The sequence below is a fragment of the Micrococcus sp. CS26 genome, from assembly GCF_055522295.1.
Genome location: NZ_JBVFVY010000001.1, coordinates 64,480 through 81,971, shown reverse-complemented (window position 1 = coordinate 81,971; position 17,492 = coordinate 64,480). Strand labels below are relative to the sequence as shown.

General features: G+C 73.0%; 15 protein-coding genes. 6 read left to right on the top strand and 9 right to left on the bottom strand.

Annotated elements, in window-relative coordinates:
• Nucleotides 1-15: 15 nt before the first annotated feature.
• From ACZ1IK_RS00375 to tkt, 5 genes are read right to left on the bottom strand one after another with little or no spacing between them, the layout of a single operon-like run.
• Nucleotides 16-957 carry a glucose-6-phosphate dehydrogenase assembly protein OpcA gene (locus ACZ1IK_RS00375; RefSeq protein WP_036315284.1) on the bottom strand — a complete coding sequence of 314 codons (942 nt, stop codon included), beginning with the start codon at nucleotides 955-957 and terminating at the stop codon, nucleotides 16-18.
• Nucleotides 954-2,516 (bottom strand): glucose-6-phosphate dehydrogenase, encoded by a 1,563-nt coding sequence (gene zwf, locus ACZ1IK_RS00370; protein WP_036315281.1) that lies wholly within the window; start codon nucleotides 2,514-2,516, stop codon nucleotides 954-956. The genes ACZ1IK_RS00375 and zwf overlap by 4 nt, the downstream gene beginning before the upstream one ends.
• Nucleotides 2,506-4,107 (bottom strand): glucose-6-phosphate isomerase, encoded by a 1,602-nt coding sequence (locus ACZ1IK_RS00365; RefSeq protein WP_036315278.1) that lies wholly within the window; start codon nucleotides 4,105-4,107, stop codon nucleotides 2,506-2,508. The genes zwf and ACZ1IK_RS00365 overlap by 11 nt, the downstream gene beginning before the upstream one ends.
• Nucleotides 4,108-4,163: 56 nt before the next feature.
• Nucleotides 4,164-5,282, bottom strand: a complete 1,119-nt coding sequence (gene tal / locus ACZ1IK_RS00360; protein ID WP_036338557.1) for a transaldolase — start codon at nucleotides 5,280-5,282, stop codon at nucleotides 4,164-4,166.
• A 59-nt stretch (nucleotides 5,283-5,341) separates the two neighbouring features.
• Nucleotides 5,342-7,516 carry a transketolase gene (gene tkt, locus ACZ1IK_RS00355; protein WP_070709184.1) on the bottom strand — a complete coding sequence of 725 codons (2,175 nt, stop codon included), beginning with the start codon at nucleotides 7,514-7,516 and terminating at the stop codon, nucleotides 5,342-5,344.
• A 262-nt stretch (nucleotides 7,517-7,778) separates the two neighbouring features.
• Here tkt and ACZ1IK_RS00350 point away from each other — a divergent pair, with 262 nt between their 5' ends.
• Nucleotides 7,779-8,762, top strand: coding sequence for a heme o synthase (locus ACZ1IK_RS00350; RefSeq protein ID WP_060973634.1), 984 nt, complete (start codon nucleotides 7,779-7,781; stop codon nucleotides 8,760-8,762).
• An 89-nt stretch (nucleotides 8,763-8,851) separates the two neighbouring features.
• On the opposite strand, the gene ACZ1IK_RS00345 is transcribed toward ACZ1IK_RS00350, so the two are convergent.
• Genes ACZ1IK_RS00345 through ACZ1IK_RS00335 form a run of 3 tightly spaced genes read right to left on the bottom strand, consistent with a single transcriptional unit; the run spans nucleotide 8,852 to nucleotide 11,649 of the window.
• On the bottom strand, nucleotides 8,852-9,868 hold the full coding sequence (locus ACZ1IK_RS00345) for a COX15/CtaA family protein (RefSeq protein ID WP_095353368.1): 1,017 nt from the start codon (nucleotides 9,866-9,868) through the stop codon (nucleotides 8,852-8,854).
• Nucleotides 9,869-9,910: 42 nt separating this feature from the next.
• Complete coding sequence (locus tag ACZ1IK_RS00340; RefSeq protein WP_036315265.1) at nucleotides 9,911-10,687, bottom strand: ABC transporter permease; 777 nt, start codon at nucleotides 10,685-10,687, stop codon at nucleotides 9,911-9,913.
• Nucleotides 10,684-11,649: an ABC transporter ATP-binding protein gene (locus ACZ1IK_RS00335; RefSeq protein WP_230956199.1), complete on the bottom strand. Its 966-nt coding sequence runs from the start codon at nucleotides 11,647-11,649 to the stop codon at nucleotides 10,684-10,686. Before ACZ1IK_RS00335 ends, ACZ1IK_RS00340 begins: the two co-directional genes overlap by 4 nt.
• Nucleotides 11,650-11,787: 138 nt before the next feature.
• Between ACZ1IK_RS00335 and ACZ1IK_RS00330 the strand changes: the two genes are divergently transcribed.
• From ACZ1IK_RS00330 to ACZ1IK_RS00310, 5 genes are all read left to right on the top strand, one after another.
• Entirely contained in the window at nucleotides 11,788-12,483 is a 696-nt protein-coding gene (locus tag ACZ1IK_RS00330; RefSeq protein WP_101962887.1) for a helix-turn-helix transcriptional regulator, read from the top strand.
• Nucleotides 12,484-12,559: 76 nt separating this feature from the next.
• A complete protein-coding gene (gene sufB / locus ACZ1IK_RS00325) occupies nucleotides 12,560-14,032 on the top strand; it encodes a Fe-S cluster assembly protein SufB (RefSeq protein WP_036315257.1) in 1,473 nt (490 codons plus the stop codon).
• Nucleotide 14,033: 1 nt separating this feature from the next.
• The gene (sufD, locus tag ACZ1IK_RS00320; protein ID WP_036315255.1) at nucleotides 14,034-15,272 is read left to right on the top strand and encodes a Fe-S cluster assembly protein SufD; all 1,239 of its coding nucleotides are present in this window, start codon (nucleotides 14,034-14,036) and stop codon (nucleotides 15,270-15,272) included.
• 46 nt (nucleotides 15,273-15,318) lie between these two features.
• Nucleotides 15,319-16,083, top strand: coding sequence for a Fe-S cluster assembly ATPase SufC (gene sufC, locus ACZ1IK_RS00315; RefSeq protein ID WP_070708818.1), 765 nt, complete (start codon nucleotides 15,319-15,321; stop codon nucleotides 16,081-16,083).
• Between the two features lies 1 nt (nucleotide 16,084).
• Nucleotides 16,085-16,411: a metal-sulfur cluster assembly factor gene (locus ACZ1IK_RS00310; protein ID WP_070708819.1), complete on the top strand. Its 327-nt coding sequence runs from the start codon at nucleotides 16,085-16,087 to the stop codon at nucleotides 16,409-16,411.
• 105 nt (nucleotides 16,412-16,516) lie between these two features.
• Here the strand turns inward: ACZ1IK_RS00310 and ypfJ are convergent, their stop codons facing one another.
• Nucleotides 16,517-17,464 carry a KPN_02809 family neutral zinc metallopeptidase gene (ypfJ, locus tag ACZ1IK_RS00305; protein ID WP_070708820.1) on the bottom strand — a complete coding sequence of 316 codons (948 nt, stop codon included), beginning with the start codon at nucleotides 17,462-17,464 and terminating at the stop codon, nucleotides 16,517-16,519.
• Nucleotides 17,465-17,492: the final 28 nt, after the last annotated feature.

Below are 17,492 nucleotides of genomic sequence, written 5' to 3'. Positions count from 1 at the left end.
GGCGCCGGGGGCCCCTCAGCGTTCGGAGGCCTGCACGGGGGAGAGGTCCGTGCGCGGCAGGCCCTGGTGGAGCACGGCGCCGAAGACCTCGTCCGGGTCCAGGCGGCGCAGCTCCTCGGCCAGGCAGTCCTGGATCGTCCGGCGTGGCAGGGAGATGCGCTGCACCGGCCGGCCCTGCTGATAGAGCCGGGCCACCTGCGACTGCGAGCGGGAGAGCACCACGTCCCCGTCCGTGCACCGCAGGCGCACCGCACGGATCCCGTGGCCGACCTTCGAGTGCGCGATCGTCACGGGCACCTTCAGGGTCAGGGTGAGCCACGCCGCGAGCAGCATGGTGCTGGGGGAGTCCGGCGCCCCGTCCACCGTCACCGAGCGCAGGGTGGCCACGTCGAGCGTGTCGAAGATCCCGGCCACCTGGATCCGCCACAGCGTCAGGCGCGTCCAGGCCAGGTCGGTGTCCCCCTCATGGTGGCCCGCGCGCAGAGCCCACAGGGCGGGCTCGGCCGCGGACGCCGAGGCCGTGTCCGTGATCCGGCGGTGGGCCAGGCGACCGAGCGCCGTCGCCGAGGGGACCCCGGGTGGCACCCCGGGCCACCACACGACGATGGGCGCATCGGGCAGGAGCAGCCCGGAGACGAGCGACTCGTCGGCGTGGGCGTTCTCCCCGGCGCACCACAGCACCACGACGTCGGAGGCGCCGGCGTCGCCCCCGACCCGGATCTCGGCGTCCAGGCGGGTGGGGGCCGCGGGGTCGCCCAGGGCCAGGACGACGATGCGGCACGGGTGTTCGAGCGAGGCCGCGTTGGCGGCCTGGACGGCGGACTCGATGCCGGCGTCGTCCGTGCTGATCACGAGCGTGAGGACGCGGCCGAGGGCCACGACCCCGCTCTTCTCGCGCAGCTGCGTGATGCGCTTGGCCACCTGGGAGGTGGTGGTGTCGTGCATGCGGATCTTCACGGGCGCCTCCAGCTTCGTCCGTCGCGGGCCATGAGGGCGTCGGCCGAGGGCGGTCCCCACGTGCCCGGGGCGTAGGGCTCGGGCTGGGTGCCCAGGCTCGCCCAGTGCTCCTCGAACGGGTCCACGATCCGCCAGGACAGCTCCACCTCGGCCTGGCGCGGGAACAGCGGCGGCTCCCCGAGGAGCACGTCGAGGATGAGACGCTCGTACGCCTCGGGGGAGTCCTCGGTGAAGGCGTGGCCGTAGCCGAAGTCCATCGTGACGTCGCGGATCTCGGTCTGCGTGCCGGGCACCTTGGACGCGAAGCGGATGGTGACGCCCTCGTCCGGCTGCACCCGGATGACGATGATGTTCTGCCCGAACTCGTCCCCGTCGTGGACGGGGAACAGCAGGTGCGGGGGCTTCTTGAAGACGACGGCGATCTCCGTCACCCGCCGGCCGAGGCGTTTGCCGGCCCGCAGGTAGAACGGCACGCCCTGCCAGCGCCGCGTGCGGATGCCCACCTTGAGCGCGGCGTACGTCTCCGTGACGGACGCCGGGTTGAAGCCCTCCTCGTCGAGGAATCCCGTGACCCGCTCGCCGCCCTGCCAGCCGGAGGTGTACTGGCCGCGGGCGGAGGCCGCCGCGAGTCCCTCGGGCGTGTCCGGGACGGTCACGGCCTCGAGGACCTTCTCCTTCTCCGCGCGCAGATGGTCCGCGTCGAACGAGATCGGCTCCTCCATCGCGGTGAACGCGAGCAGCTGCAGGAGGTGGTTCTGGATGACGTCGCGCGCCGCGCCCACGCCGTCGTAGTAGCTCGCCCGTCCACCGATGCCGATGTCCTCGGCCATCGTGATCTGGACGTGGTCCACGTGCTCCGCGTTCCAGAGCGGCTCGAACATCCGGTTGGCGAACCGGAACGCGAGGATGTTCTGCACCGTCTCCTTGCCGAGGTAGTGGTCGATGCGGAACACCGCGTCCGAGGGGAAGACGCGCTCGATCACAGCATTGAGCTCCTGCGCGCTGGCCAGGTCGTGGCCGAAGGGCTTCTCGATGACCACGCGGCGCCACGGGCCCTCGGCCGGCTGCGACCGGTCGGCCAGGCCCTGGTCGGCCAGGTGGCGGGAGACGGCCTCGAACCAGTCCGGCGGGATGGAGAGGTAGAACGCGGTGTTCCCCCGCGTGCCGCGTGAGGTCTCGAGCTCGGCGAGCACCTCGTCGAGACGGACGTAGGCAGCCTCGTCGTCGAACGCGCCGGAGACGAAGCGCAGACCGCCCTGGAACTGGTCCCACACGGTCTCGTCGAACGTGGTCCGGGAGGAGGCCTCGACGGCGGCGCGCACGTAGTCGGCGAACTCCTCGTCGGACCAGCTGCGGCGACCGAAGCCGACGAGGGAGAACGCCGGCGGCAGCAGGCCGCGTTGGGCCAGGTCGTACATGGCCGGCAGGAGCTTCTTCTTCGCCAGGTCGCCCGTCACGCCGAACAGCACGAGCGCCGACGGGCCCGCGATGCGGGTCAGGCGCCGGTCACGGGGGTCGCGCAGCGGGTTGCGGGGGGCGGTCCGGGACTCACCGGCCACGGACGGCGCTCCTCAGGGCCTCGATGCCCGCGTCGCGGCGGCGCAGGTGCAGGGTGACCACGGGGCGGCCGAGATCGCCCAGCACCCGGGCGTCGCCCGCTGCCTGCGCGGCGATGAGCCTGCCCAGGGAGAACGGGCGGCCGGGCACCTCGAGGTCCAGGCCGGCGTCGCCGGTGATCTGCAGGAACACGCCGACGGCCGGGCCGCCCTTGTGGAACTGTCCGGTGGAGTGCAGGAACCGCGGACCCCAGCCGAACGTGACCGGGCGGCCGACCAGGTCCGCCAGGTCCGCGCGCAGCTCCTCGAGCTCGGCGTCGTCATGACGGGAGAGGTAGGCGTGGACCGCCAGGTAGCCGCCCTCGGGCACCAGTGCCGCCGTGGCGCGCAGCACGCCGGCCAGGTCCGGGGCAGAGGTCACGGACGCCGGGCCGGAGACCTCGACACCCTCCACCTCGCCGTCGGCCGGCCGCTCGGCGGCGGGGCCGTCCAGCAGGGTGCGGGCGGCGGCCTTGGCGGCCTCCACGTCCGGCTGGTCGAAGGGGTTGATCCCGAGCAGGCGGCCGGCCACCGCGGTGGCCACCTCCCACAGCAGCAGCTGGGCGCCGAGCGAGCCGGCGACCTGCACGCCGTGGCCCGGGGCCGCGACGTCGTCCTCGCCGACGAGCTGCACCTGCAGCAGGTCGGGGGCGTCCCACACGGTCTCGGGGTCGCCGGGGGCGACGACGACGGGCAGCAGCCCGGTGCCGTCCTTGCCCGTGGACTCGGCGATCAGCTGCTCGATCCAGGCCGGCAGTCCGGCGATGCCGGACCCGTGGTCGGCGAAGACGAGCTTGTCGCGCAGCGGGCGGGTGCCGCCCAGGGCCGCGCCGAGCTGCAGGCCCGGGTTGTCCTCGTCGTCGGCGATCAGCAGGTCGAGCACGGCCTCCGCGTCGTCCAGCAGGGCCGCGACGTCCACGCCGGCCAGGCCGGTGGGGACCAGGCCGAACGCGGTGAGGGCCGAGAAACGCCCGCCCACGGTCGGGTCCGCGGTGAAGACGGCGCGCCAGCCGGCGGACTCGCACGCGGCGTGCAGCGGTGAGCCCGGGTCCGTGACGGCGACCAGGCGGGTGCGGGGGTCGATCCCAGCGTCGCGGAACGCGGCCTCGACGACGCGGCGCTGCGAGTCGGTCTCCACGGTGGAGCCGGACTTGGAGGAGACCACCAGCACGGTTCGCTCGAGGTCGCGCTCGAGGGCGCGGGAGACCTGGAGCGGGTCCGTGGAGTCCAGGACCTCGAGCTCGACGCCGGCCGTCGCCGCGATCACCTCGGGGGCCAGGGACGAGCCGCCCATGCCCGCCAGGACCACGCGGTCCACGCCCTCGGCGCGCAGCTCCCGGGTCAGCTGGGCGATGTGCGGGACGAGGGCGCGGGAGTCCTCGAACAGGTCGATCCAGCCGAGCCGCTTGGCGGCCTCGTCGCGGGCCGGCGCCCCCCACAGGTCGGCGTCCTGCGCCCCGAGGCGGGAGGCGACGCGGTCCTGGAGGAGGGCGGGCAGATGGCGGTCGATCGCCTCGAGGGCGGCTCCGGTGGCGGTGAGGCCGAGGGTGCTCATGGGGGGTCCTTCCGTGCGCGTGGCGAGCGGGCGGCGGGGTCGGGGGGCGGGTGCGGTCAGCGATGGGCGTCGAGCCCGGAGCGGACCGAGCCGAGCAGCTCGTCCCACGCGGCCTCGAACTTCTCCAGGCCCTCAGTCTCCAGCACGTCCACGACGTCCTGGTAGGACACGCCTGCCGCGCCGACCGCGTCGAGCAGGGCATCGGCCTCGGCGTAGGCGCCCGTGACGGTGTCCGCCGCAATCACCCCGTGGTCGGCGACCGCCTCGAGGGTCTTCTCCGGCAGGGTGGTCACGGTGTGCGGTGCCACGAGTTCGGTGACGTACAGCGTGTCCGGCAGGGCGGGGTCCTTGACGCCGGTGGAGGCCCACAGGGGCCGCTGCACGGGGGCGCCGGCCGCCTCGAGCAGGCGCCAGCGCTCCGAGTCCAGGGCCTGCTCGAAGGCTCGGTAGGCCAGGCGCGCGTTGGCGACGGCGGCCCGGCCGGTCAGCGCCTCGGCCTCGGGGGTGCCGATCGCGCGCAGCCGCGCGTCGACCTCCGTGTCCACACGGGAGACGAAGAAGGAGGCCACCGAGTGGAGGCGGCGGACGTCGTGCCCGTTCGCCCGGGCCTTCTCCAGGCCGGTGAGCCAGGCGTTGAGCACCCGGCGGTAGCGGGGCAGGGAGAAGATCAGGGTCACGTTCACGCTGATGCCCGCGCCGAGCACGTCCGCGATGGCGGACAGGCCCTCCACGGTCGCGGGGATCTTCACCATGAGGTTGGGACGGTCGACGGCCGCCGCCAGCTCGCGGGCCTGCGCCACGGTGCCGGCGGCGTCGCGGGCCAGGCGCGGATCGACCTCAAGGGAGACGAAGCCGTCCGCCCCGCCGGTGCGCTCGTGGACGGGCGCGAGCACGTCGGCGGCGCGGCGCACGTCCTCGGTCGTCAGGGCGACGACGGCCTCGTCCACCGAGGCGCCGGCCGCGGCGAGTTCGCGCAGCTGTCCCTGGTAGGCGCCCGCGTCCGCGAGGGCGACCGCGAAGATGGACGGGTTCGTGGTGACGCCGGTGACCGAGCGGGTGGCGATCAGCTCTTCGAGCGTGCCCTCGTCCAGCCGCGTGCGGGAGAGGTCGTCGAGCCAGATCGACACACCGGCCTGGGCCAGCGCGGCGGTGTTCGGGTTCTGCGGGGTGCTCATGGTCTGCGGGTGCCTTCCCTTCGGGGTGGACGTGCTCGGGGCGCCGTGGGCGCCGGGCCTCAGAGGAGGCCGCGGGTCACCTCGGCGACGTGCTCGCCAGTGAATCCGTACTTCTCCATCAGGCGGGCGCCGTCGGCCGACTCGCCGTAGTGCTCGAGGCTCACGCGGGCGCCCGGGGAGGAGGCCGTCACCGTGTGCTCGAACCACGGCATCGCGATGCCGGCCTCGACGGAGACGCGGACCGGGGCGTCGGGGCCGTCGGGCAGGACCTCGGCCCGGTAGGCCTCGTCCTGCTCGGCGAACCACTCGAGGCAGGGGGCGGAGACGACGCGGGTCGGGACGCCGTCGGCCTGCAGCAGCGCGCGGGCCCGCACGGCCACGGAGACCTCGGAGCCGGTCGCGATCAGCAGCGCGCGGGCCGGCGTCGGCGCGCCGTCGGCATCCGTGGCGTCGATGAGGACGTAGGCGCCGCGGGCCACGCCCGAGGCGGGGGCGAAGCCGTCCGTGTCCCGGGGGAGCACGGGCAGGCTCTGCCGGGACAGGACGAGTCCGGCCGGGCGGTCCCGGTGCTCGAGCACCGTCCGCCACGCCCACGCGGTCTCGTTGGCGTCGGCCGGGCGGACGACGTCGAGCCCGGGGATGGCCCGCAGGGCGGCCAGGTGCTCCACCGGCTGGTGCGTGGGGCCGTCCTCGCCGAGGCCGATGGAGTCGTGCGTCCACACGTACGTGCTCGGGGTGCCCATGAGGGCGGCCAGGCGGACGGCGGGGCGCATGTAGTCGGAGAACGTCAGGAACGTGCCCATGTAGGCACGGGTCAGGCCGCCGATCGTGATGCCGTTGACGATCGCCCCGGCCGCGAACTCGCGGACGCCGAAGTGCAGGGTGCGGCCGTACTCGTGGCCCTGCCACGTGGCGGTGGAGCGGCGGGCCGGGATGAAGGAGGGCTCGCCCTTCATGGTGGTGTTGTTCGACCCGGCGAGGTCGGCCGAGCCGCCCCAGAGCTCGGGCATGACCGGCGCGAGGGCCGTGAGCACCTCTCCGGAGGCCGCGCGCGTGGCCAGGCCCTTCTCGTCCGCGTCCCAGGACGGGAACGCGTCCGCGAAGCCAGCGGGCAGCTCTCGTCCGGCCAGTCGGTCGTACAGCCGCGCGTTCTCCAGGTTCGCCTCGCGCCAGGCCTGGAACGCCGCCTCCCAGCCGCGGCGGTACTCTGCCGAGCGCTCGGCGATGGACCGGGCGCGGGCCAGGAGCTCGGGGTCGACGTCGAAGGTCTTGGTCGGGTCCAGCCCGAGGCTCTCCTTGAGGCCGGCGACCTCGTCCGTGCCGAGCTTGGAGCCGTGGATGCCGCCGGTGTTCTGCTTCGTGGGGGAGGGCCAGCCGATCACGGTGCGCAGCTTGATCAGCGAGGGCCGGCCGGTCTCGGCCTTGGCCGCGACGAGGGCGTCGTACAGGGCCTCCACGTCCTCCGTGTACTCGGTCACGGCGTGGCCCTGGGCGCCGTTGGTCCAGTCGACCTCCTGCACGTGCCAGCCGTAGGCCTCGTAGCGGCGGACCACGTCCTCGGTGAACGCGATGTCCGTGTCGTCCTCGATCGAGATGCGGTTCGCGTCGTAGACGACGACCAGGTTCCCGAGCTCCTGGTGCCCGGCCAGCGAGGAGGCCTCGGCGGCGACGCCCTCCTGGATGTCCCCGTCGGAGGCGAGCACGAACACGTGGTGGTCGAACGGGGAGGTGCCGGGGGCGGCGTCGGGGTCCATCAGCCCGCGCACGCGGCGCTGCTCGTACGCGAAGCCGACGCCCATCGCCAGGCCCTGGCCCAGCGGACCCGTGGTCACCTCGACGCCGTGGGTGTGGCCGTACTCCGGGTGGCCCGGGGTCCTGGATCCCTCGGTGCGCAGCCCCTGGATGTCCTCGATCTCGAGCCCGGCGCCCGCGGCGAACAACTGCAGGTACTGGATGAGCGAGGCGTGGCCCGCGGAGAGGATGAAGCGATCCCGGCCCTCCCAGCGGTCGTCCGTGGGGTCCAGGTGCATGACGTTCTGGTACAGCTGCCACGCCACGGGGGCCAGCGAGATCGCGGTGCCGGGGTGGCCGTGCCCGGCCTTCTCCACGGCGTCCGCCGAGAGCGCCTTGAGCGTGTCCACCATCCGGCGGTCCTGCTCCGAGTAGACGAACCCGCGGGCCGGGGCCACCCGGTCCAGGGTCGGGGGGGTGGACGGCTGCGCGGCGTCGGTCACGGGTTCTCTCCTGGCGGATCGGGAGCGTCGGGGTGCGGCCCCGGCCGACGCCGGGGCGTCGCGGCGCGGGGCCGTCGTCCCAGCCTAGCCGCGCGACGGCGGGGCGGGCCCGACCGGGCGCCTCATGACATGCTTCGCCCCCGGGCGAACAGCCGTTGACACGAGTAGACTGGGTCAAGGCCTGACCGCAGGCGGACCGCCCGAGTGGCCGATCCGAACCCCGGGACGGGCACGCCCACCGTCCCCTCACCGTGAGAAGCAGATGTCATCCTCCCTGGAGTCGCCGTCCGCCGCCCGCGTCGCCGCCGCCGAGCCCGGCGTCGTCGACCGGTCCCCGCTGCCCCTGCGCCGCAAGGTCCGGGCGTACGTCGAGCTGACGAAGCCCCGGGTGATCGAGCTGCTGCTGGTGACCACGCTGCCGACCATGATCTTCGCGCAGCGCGGCTTCCCGGACGTGCTCACCATGATCGCCACGCTCGTCGGCGGTGCGCTCGCCGCCGGCGCCTCCGGCACCTTCAACTGCTACATCGACCGCGACATCGACCGGGTCATGAAGCGCACCGAGAACCGGCCGCTCGTCACCGGCGAGGTCACCCCTCGCGAGGCCCTCGTGTTCGCGTGGGTGCAGACGGTCGTGTCCATCCTGATCCTCGGGTTCGGCGCCAACTGGCTGGCGGCCGGCCTGGGTGTGGCCGCCATCTTCTTCTACGTGGTCGTGTACTCGCTCGTGCTCAAGCGCCGCACGGAGCAGAACATCGTGTGGGGCGGCATCGCCGGCTGCTTCCCCGTGCTGATCGGCTGGGCGGCCGTGCGCGGGACCGTCGAGTGGCCGGCCATCGTGCTGTTCCTCGTGGTCTTCCTGTGGACGCCCCCGCACTACTGGCCGTTGTCCATGAAGTACAAGCGCGACTACCAGCAGGCCGACGTGCCGATGCTCGGCGCCATCGCCTCCGCGCGCCACGTCTCCAACCAGGTCGTGCTCTACGCGTGGGCCACCGTGGCGTGCTCCCTCCTGCTCGTGCCGATGGGCTGGGCCGGCATCGTCTACACCGCGGTCGCGCTCGTCGTCGGAGCCTGGTTCATCTGGGAGTCCCATGTGCTGCAGGTGCAGGCCCAGCGCGAGGACTTCGAGGACCGCAAGGCCATGAAGGTCTTCCACCTCTCCATCACCTATCTGACGCTGCTGTTCATCGCCCTGGCCGTGGACCCGTTCGTGGGCGCGCCGCTGATGCACTTCGGCGCCTGAGCGCCGATCCGCCCCGGGCGCTCTCCCCGGGACGCAGACGACGACGGCCCCGCACCAGCCGGTGCGGGGCCGTTCGCGTGCGCGGGGCGTCAGCCCGCGGCGACGGTGCGCGTGGGGGCGGCGGCCTCGACCGGGACACCCGGCCCGGCCGTGACGTAGCGGGCGACCTGGCGGTCCCAGGTCTCCGTCGCGGCGGCCACGAGCAGGGCAGAGCCCAGCATGTGCAGCAGGACCACGCCGATCGGCAGGCCCGTGAAGTGCTGGGTGTAGCCCACGGCGGCCTGGAACACGAGGGCGAGCAGGAGCCGCAGCACGGCGGCGCGCTGCAGGCGGGAGGCGCCGGCCGCGCGGCGCACCGTGAAGAACAGGACCAGGGCGGCCGCCAGGAGCAGGTACACCGGGATCACGTGGGCACGCGTGACCAGCAGCGGGTCGAACTCGTGGCGCGGCGAGCCGGGGTCGCCGGAGTGCGGGCCCGTGCCGGTCACCACGGTGCCCAGGTACACGGCGGCCCACGTCAGCGCGAACGCCGCCCAGGCGGCGGCACGGGACCGGCCGGTGGTGGCGCCGTCCACGAGGGGCACCCCCGCCCGGCCGGCACGGCGCTCGGCGGCGATGCGCACCACGAGCAGGGTCGCCACGGCCACCATGATCGAGGACACGATGAAGTGGCCGGCCACCCACCACGGGTTCAGATTCGTCAGGACCACGACGCCGCCCACGAGGGCCTGCGCGGGAATGCCGGCCAGCAGGCCCACGGAGAGCCAGAAGGGGCTCCGGTGGGTGCCGCGCAGGTTCCACAGGGACAGGAACATGGCGGCGGCGATGACCACCAGGACGAACGTCAGCGTCCGGTTGCCGAATTCGATGTAGCCGTGGATGCCCATCTCTGGGGTGTTGGTGAGGGACTCGGGTGAGCACTTGGGCCACGTGGGGCAGCCCAGGCCGGAGCCGGTGAGGCGCACGGCGCCGCCGGTGACGATGATGCCGATCTCGGACGCCAGGGACGCCACGGCGAGGGCCATGGTGGCCTTCGTGAGGCGCTGCGGCAGGCGGGCGGCGAGCCCGGCCGGGGCGGTCCCGGCCGCGGGGGTGGTGGTGGACACGGTGTCCTTCCGATCGTTCGATGCAGGGGGACGGGGAACGGCTCAGGGCCGCCAGCGGAACCAGCGGAGCGCGGCCGCGACGGCCACGGCGCCCCACAGGGTGAGCACGAGCAGGGGGACGGGCGACCAGGCCCCGTCCAGGAGGGCGGCCCGCAGGGCCGTGCCCAGCGCGCCGGAGGGGAGCAGGTCCACGCCGGGCACCCGCGCGGGGAACACCGTGCCGCCGACGGCGCCGAACAGCACCCACAGCAGGTTGGCGACGGCGAGGGTCGCCTCCGGCCGGGCCGTGCCGGCGAGCAGCAGCCCGAGGGCCGTGAAGGCGGCGGCCCCCAGCGCGAGGGCGACGAGGGCCGGCAGGATCCCCTCGGGGTCCGGACGCCAGCCGAGCGCCAGGCCGACGCCGCCGATCACGCTCACCTGCACCAGCAGGAGGGCCACCACCGCCAGGGCCTTGCCGGCGACGAGGCCGAGCGTGCCCAGCGGGGTGGTGGCCAGGGCGGCGAGCACGTCGTAGCGACGCTCGAAGCCCGTGGCGATCGCGGTGGCCGTGAACGCGGAGCTGATCACGGCCAGGGCGAGCACGCCGGGCACGGCCACGTCCAGGCCCGAGCGGCCGGGGGCGTCCAGCAGGCCGGTGACGTGCACGCCCACGAGCGCGAGCAGGGGCAGCACCACGGTGACGAGCAGCTGCTCGCCGTTGCGCAGCGCGGTGCCGGTCTCGTAGCCGGCCTGACGCAGGACGCGGGCGGCCAGCGGGGCGGCGCCGGCGTGGGCTCCGGTGCCGGCCGGGGCGCGGTGGTCGACGACGGGCGTGCTCATGCGGCGGTCTCCCGGAGGATCTGCTCGAGGCGCAGTCCGGCGCGCTCGAATCGGGTGGGCATCAGGGCGTGCTCCCGCCAGCTCGCGGCGAGAACGGCCAGGTCGTCCGGGCCGCGGACGCCGGCCACGCGCAGGCGGGCGGACTCGTCGAGGCCGGCCGCGCGCAGCGGCGCGGGCAGGGTGTCGGCCCAGGCGCGGACGGCGTCGGGGGAGGCGTCGCCGAAGTCCACGTCGACGACGTCGCCCTCGGCCACGCGCGTGAGCTCGGCCAGCGAGCCGGAGCGCACCACGCGGCCGGCGCGCAGGATGGCGACGTCGTCCGCGAGCCGCTCGGCGTCGTCGAGCAGGTGCGTGGTCAGCAGCACGGCGGCGCCGCGGTCGGTCTGTTCACGCACGACGTCGTGCACGACGGGCCGGGTCTCCGGGTCGAGGCCCGCGGTGGGCTCGTCGAGGAACAGCATGTCCGGCCGGCCGACGAGGGCGGCCGCGAGCGCGACGCGCTGGCGCTGGCCACCGGAGAGGCGGCGCAGGGGGCGACCGGCGACGTCGGCGATCAGCAGGCGCTCCAGCAGCGGCTCGACGGGCAGCGGGTCGCGGTACAGGGACGCCACGTGGCCGACGAAGCGGCGGGCGGGGATCGCGGGCGGCAGGCCGCCCTCCTGCCACATCACGCCGATGCGGGCGCGCAGGTCGGCGGAGGCCCGCCACGGGTCTGCGCCGAAGACGCGCACGGTGCCGGCGTCGGGCCGGTCCATGCCGTGGCAGAGGCCGAGGGTGGTGGACTTGCCGGCCCCGTTGGGGCCGAGCAGCACCGTGACGGCGCCGGCACGGGCGGTGAGGTCGACGCCCCGCAGGACGGGGGTGCGGGACCGGCCGCGGCCGAGGCTCCGGTGGACGTCGCTCAGGCGCAGGACGGGCTCGTCGCGCGGCACGGGATCCGGGGTCAGGGGAGGTCGGGGCACTGTGCCAGTCTAGTCCTCGGGCCCTGCGACCCCGGCTCGTGGGGCCGGGGCGCCCGGTCTGACGCGGGTTCCGCCGCGGGCGTCATCAAGCCAGGCGAGCCTCACTTGAACCGTTCCAGATCAATAGGTCATGATGGCGTGGTGTATTCGGATCAGTCTGCGTCGCCCCCCGCTCCGGCCCCGGCCGAGGGCACGCGCGAGCGTGTGCTGCAGCTGGTCCTGACGCGTGGACCCGTGAGCGCGGCCGAGATCGGTCGCGAGCTGGAGCTGACCGCCGCCGCCGTGCGCCGCCATCTGGACGCGCTCGAGGAGGACTCGCTCGTCGAGGTCAAGCGGGTCACCGCGGCCCGCGGCGCGGGACGGCCCTCCCGTCGCTACGTGGTCACCTCGCACGCGCAGGAGCACCTGCCCAAGGACCACCTCGCCGTCGCCCTGGACACCCTGGCCCGCCTCGAGGAGCTCGGCGGGGAGGAGGAGGTGCGCCGCGCCGCGCGCCACGCCTTCCGGGAGATCGAGGAGCGCTTCACGGCCGCCGTCGGCGGCCGGGAGACCGCGCTGCAGGACCGCACCCGGATCCTCGCCCGGGTCCTCGACGAGGCCGGCTACGCCGGCACGCTGCGCCACTTCGGCGCGGGCCTGGCGCCCACCCTCCGCGCGGACCAGGTCTGCCAGGGGCACTGCCCGTTCCAGGGAATTCCCGCGCGCCATCCGGAGTTCTGTGAAGAGGAGACCGCGCTGTTCGCCCGCCTGCTCGAGGTGGACGTGCGCCGGCTCTCGACCCTCGCCGCCGGCGCCCACGTGTGCACCACACATGTGCCGCTGGGCCGCGACTGAGCCGCGCGGGCCTCGCCCCGGCTCCCGCCGACCACCCGACCGACCCCGACCGCAGTGACTAGTGAGAGAGGCTGAGATGACCGACCAGATCGTCCAGCGGGACTCCGCGGAGACCGCCGACCCCGGCGTGATCCAGGAGATCCTCGACAAGAACCCCGAGCTCAACGCCATCGGCGCCTACCAGTACGGCTGGGCCGACTCCGACGCGGCCGGCGAGAAGGCCGTCCGCGGTCTGAACGAGGACGTCGTGCGCGACATCTCCGGCAAGAAGGACGAGCCGGAGTGGATGCGCGACCTGCGCCTGAAGGCCCTCAAGTACTTCGAGCGCAAGCCGATGCCGGCGTGGGGCCCGGACCTGTCCGGCATCGACTTCGACAACATCAAGTACTTCGTGCGCTCCACCGAGGGCCAGGCCAAGACCTGGGAGGACCTGCCCGAGGACATCCGCAACACCTACGAGCGCCTGGGCATCCCCGAGGCCGAGCGCGAGCGTCTCGTGGCCGGCGTCGCCGCCCAGTACGAGTCCGAGGTCGTCTACCACCAGATCCGCGAGGACCTGGAGGAGCAGGGCGTCGTGTTCCTCGACACCGACACCGCGCTCAAGGAGCACCCGGAGATCTTCGAGGAGTACTTCGGCACCGTGATCCCGGTCGGCGACAACAAGTTCGCCTCCCTGAACACGGCCGTGTGGTCCGGCGGCTCCTTCGTGTACGTGCCCAAGGGCGTGCACGTGGAGATCCCGCTGCAGGCCTACTTCCGCATCAACACGGAGAACATGGGCCAGTTCGAGCGGACGCTGATCATCGCGGACGAGGACTCGTACGTGCACTACATCGAGGGCTGCACCGCCCCGATCTACCAGTCCGACTCGCTCCACTCGGCCGTCGTCGAGATCGTGGTGAAGAAGAACGCGCGCGTGCGCTACACCACCATCCAGAACTGGTCCACGAACGTGTACAACCTCGTGACCAAGCGCGCCGTGGTCGAGGCCGGCGGCACCATGGAGTGGATCGACGGCAACATCGGCTCCAAGGTGACCATGAAGTACCCGGCCGTGTACCTGACCGGCGAGCACGCCACCGGCGAGACCCTCTCCGTCGCGTTCGCGGGCAAGGACCAGCACCAGGACACCGGCTCCAAGATGGTGCACATGGCCCCGCACACGAACTCCTCGATCGTGTCCAAGTCCGTGGCCCGCAGCGGCGGCCGCGCCGCCTATCGCGGCCTGGTGCAGATCGCCGAGGGCGCGAACGGCTCCGCCAACTCGGTGGTGTGCGACGCCCTGCTCGTGGACACGGTCTCCCGCTCCGACACCTACCCGTACATCGACATCCGCGAGGACGACGTGACCCTCGGCCACGAGGCGACCGTCTCGAAGGTGTCCGAGGAGCAGCTCTTCTACCTCATGAGCCGTGGCATGTCCGAGGACGAGGCCATGGCCATGATCGTGCGCGGCTTCATCGAGCCGATCGCCCGCGAGCTGCCCATGGAGTACGCGCTCGAGCTCAACAAGCTGATCGAACTGCAGATGGAAGGATCGGTGGGCTGACATGACCGACACCGTTGAGAACACCCAGCGGACCATGATCCCGGGCATGGGCGAGGAGGGCGAGAAGCTCACCGCCGCGCAGAACCCGGCCGCCCGGGCCGGGGGCCGGGAGCGCAACGCCGCGGGCTCGCGCGCCGATCGCCTCAGCTCCTTCGAGCTGTCCGACTTCCCCGTGCTCACGGGGCGCGAGGAGGACTGGCGCTTCACCCCGCTCAAGCGCCTGGGCGGGCTGCACCTGCCCGAGGGCGACGACGCGCGCCTGACCGGTGCCGCGCCCGCCGTGACCGTGGCCGAGCAGGCCGGCGTCACGGTGGAGACCGTGGCCCGCGACGACGCCCGCGTCGGCTCCGTGCTGACCCCGGACGACCGCGTGTCCGCCGCGGCCTGGAACTCGGTCTCCGAGGCCACCGTCGTCACGATCTCCGGCGAGGTCGCCGAGCCGGTGCGCATCGACGTCGTCGGCTCCTCCGCCGACCCGGCCGCGATGCACCTGACCGTGCTCGTGGAGGAGAACGCGCAGGCCGACGTCGTGATCGCCCACCGCGGCACCGCCGTGCTGGCCCAGAACGTCGAGTTCGACGTGCGCCGCGACGCCCGCCTGAACGTGGTCGCACTGCAAGCCTGGGAGGGCGATGCCGTGCACGTCTCGGCCCAGCAGGCCTCGGTCGCCACGAACGCGCACTTCAAGCACGTGGCCGTGTCCTACGGCGGCGGCGTGGTGCGGCTGACCCCGACCGCGCGGTTCGCCGCGGAGCGCGGCGAGGCCGAGATGTACGGCCTGTACTTCGCCGACGCCGGTCAGCACCTCGAGAACCGCCTGTTCGTGGACCACAACCAGCCGGACTGCGTCTCGAACGTGCTCTACAAGGGCGCCCTGCAGGGCACGGACGCGCGCACCGTGTGGGTGGGCGACGTGCTGATCCGCAAGGAGGCCGAGGGCACGGACACGTACGAGAAGAACCAGAACCTGCTGCTCTCCGACGGGGCGCGCGCGGACTCGGTGCCGAACCTGGAGATCGAGACCGGCGTGATCGAGGGGGCGGGCCACGCGTCCGCGACCGGCCGCTTCGACGAGACCCAGCTGTTCTACCTGATGGCCCGCGGCATCTCCGAGACCGAGGCCCGCCGCCTGATCGTGCGCGGCTTCCTCAACGAGATCATCCAGAAGATCGGCATCGGCGACGTCGAGGACGAGCTGACCGCCGTCATGGAGGACGAGCTCCGCATCGCGCAGCTCTGACCGACGCCCCGCAGACCCCACCGCCTTCCACCCGAGGAGAACCACCATGGCAACCCTGCAGATCACCGACCTGCACGTGCAGATCGCGACCGAGAACGGCCCCAAGGAGATCCTGAAGGGCCTCTCCCTGACCATCGAGACGGGCGAGACCCACGCGATCATGGGCCCGAACGGCTCCGGCAAGTCCACCCTGGCCTCGACCATCGCCGGCCACCCGCGCTACGAGGTCACCTCCGGCTCCATCACCCTCGACGGCGAGGACGTGCTGGAGATGGGCGTCGACGAGCGCGCCCAGGCCGGCCTCTTCCTGGCCATGCAGTACCCCGTGGAGATCCCGGGCGTCACCATGACCAACTTCCTGCGCACCGCCAAGACCGCGCTTGACGGCGAGGCCCCCTCGCTGCGCACCTGGACCAAGGACGTCAAGGGCGCCTTCGAGGCCCTGCAGATCGACCCGGCGTTCATGAACCGCAACGTCAACGAGGGCTTCTCCGGCGGCGAGAAGAAGCGCGCCGAGATCCTCCAGCTCGAGCTGTTCAAGCCCAAGTTCGCGATCCTCGACGAGACCGACTCCGGCCTCGACGTCGACGCGCTGCGCATCGTCTCCGAGGGCGTCAACCGCGCCCAGGCGCAGAACGAGATGGGCACCCTGCTGATCACCCACTACACGCGGATCCTCAACTACATCAAGCCGGACCACGTGCACGTGCTGGTGGACGGCCGCGTCGCCGAGTCCGGCGGCCCGGAGCTCGCCGAGCAGCTCGAGGCCGAGGGCTACGCCCGCTTCGAGAAGGCCGCGGCGGGGGCCTGAGATGACGGAGACCGCGAACCAGGTGCCCACGGAGGACATCCGTGAGGCCCTCAAGGACGTGATCGACCCGGAGCTGGGCGTCAACGTCGTGGACCTGGGTCTGCTCTACGGGCTGCACTACGCCGACGACGGCGCGCTGCTCGTGGACATGACCCTGACCACCGCGGCCTGCCCGCTCACGGACGAGATCGAGGACCAGGTCTCCCGCGCGATCGGCACCATGGTGGACGAGTGGCGGCTGAACTGGGTCTGGATGCCCCCGTGGGGCCCCGAGCGGATCACCGAGGACGGGCGCGACCAGATGCGCGCCCTTGGCTTCAACATCTGATCCGGTCCGGACGACGACGGCGGCCCCTCACCTTCGCCCAGGAGGTGAGGGGCCGCCGTCGTCGTGGGGGAGTGCGGACGGACCCGCAGGCGCGGTGCTCTCGGCTCAGATGTCCAGGGAGGGGGCCCGGAACGTGTCGCACTGGCGGATGTCGGGCTCCTGCTGGGCGCTCTGGTAGCCGCGCATGAACCAGGCCATGCGCTGCTCGGAGGTGCCGTGCGTGAACGCCTCGGGGTCCACCCGCCCGGTGTGGGTGGACTGGATGCGGTCATCGCCCACGGCGGAGGCCGCGTCGATGGCCTGGCGCAGCTGGTCCTGCGAGATCGGCTTCAGGAACGGCTCACCGGACTCGGGGTCCACGGTGGAGGTGGCATGCCCGGCCCACATGCCGGCGAAGCAGTCGGCCTGCAGCTCTGCGCGCACGGCGCCGGAGGTGGGGCCGGTGGTCCCGTCCTTCGAGTGCTGCAGGTAGCCGGTCACCTGCTGAACGTGGTGGCCGTACTCGTGCGCCACGATGTACTCCTCCGCCAGCGGTCCGCCCTCGGCGCCGAAATCGGTCTGCAGCGTCTCGAAGAACGCGGTGTCGAAGTACATGGACTCGTCCGCCGGGCAGTAGAACGGGCCCGTGGCCGAGGAGGCGCTGCCGCAGCCGGTGCTCACGCCGCCCTGGAACAGGGTCAGCTGCGGCTGGCGCCACTGGATGTCCGAGAACTGGGCGAGGTACTCGCCCCAGAACTCGTCCGCGGCCTCGGTGGTCGCGACGACGCGGCAGTCCGTGTTCTGGTTGGCGTCCGCACCGCTGGCGCACTCCTCGTCCGAGAGGGGCTGGCTCTGGCCGCCCGAGCCCGTCTGCTGCTGGTACTGACTCTGGCCGACGGACCCGCCGCCCGTGTCGATCCCGAGCTGCTCGGCCAGCCCGGGGGCGAAGATCGCGAGCAGCAACGCGAGCAGGCCGCCGCCACCGCCGATGGCGATGCCCCGGCCCCCCAGCCCGCCGCCACCGCCCGATCGGGCCCGGCCGGCGTCGATCTGCACGTTCTCGTTGAAGCTCATGGGGCCAGAGTGTAGACGGACTAGACTG

Excerpts from the sequence above, each read along its gene's own strand:
- ACZ1IK_RS00350 (WP_060973634.1), top strand. The coding sequence starts at position 7,779 with ATGTCATCCTCCCTGGAGTCGCCGTCCGCCGCCCGCGTCGCCGCCGCC.
- sufB (WP_036315257.1), top strand. The coding sequence starts at position 12,560 with ATGACCGACCAGATCGTCCAGCGGGACTCCGCGGAGACCGCCGACCCC.
- ACZ1IK_RS00340 (WP_036315265.1), bottom strand. The coding sequence starts at position 10,687 with ATGAGCACGCCCGTCGTCGACCACCGCGCCCCGGCCGGCACCGGAGCC.
- ACZ1IK_RS00365 (WP_036315278.1), bottom strand. The coding sequence starts at position 4,107 with ATGAGCACCCTCGGCCTCACCGCCACCGGAGCCGCCCTCGAGGCGATC.
- sufC (WP_070708818.1), top strand. The coding sequence starts at position 15,319 with ATGGCAACCCTGCAGATCACCGACCTGCACGTGCAGATCGCGACCGAG.
- ypfJ (WP_070708820.1), bottom strand. The coding sequence starts at position 17,464 with ATGAGCTTCAACGAGAACGTGCAGATCGACGCCGGCCGGGCCCGATCG.
- sufD (WP_036315255.1), top strand. The coding sequence starts at position 14,034 with ATGACCGACACCGTTGAGAACACCCAGCGGACCATGATCCCGGGCATG.
- tal (WP_036338557.1), bottom strand. The coding sequence starts at position 5,282 with ATGAGCACCCCGCAGAACCCGAACACCGCCGCGCTGGCCCAGGCCGGT.
- ACZ1IK_RS00310 (WP_070708819.1), top strand. The coding sequence starts at position 16,085 with ATGACGGAGACCGCGAACCAGGTGCCCACGGAGGACATCCGTGAGGCC.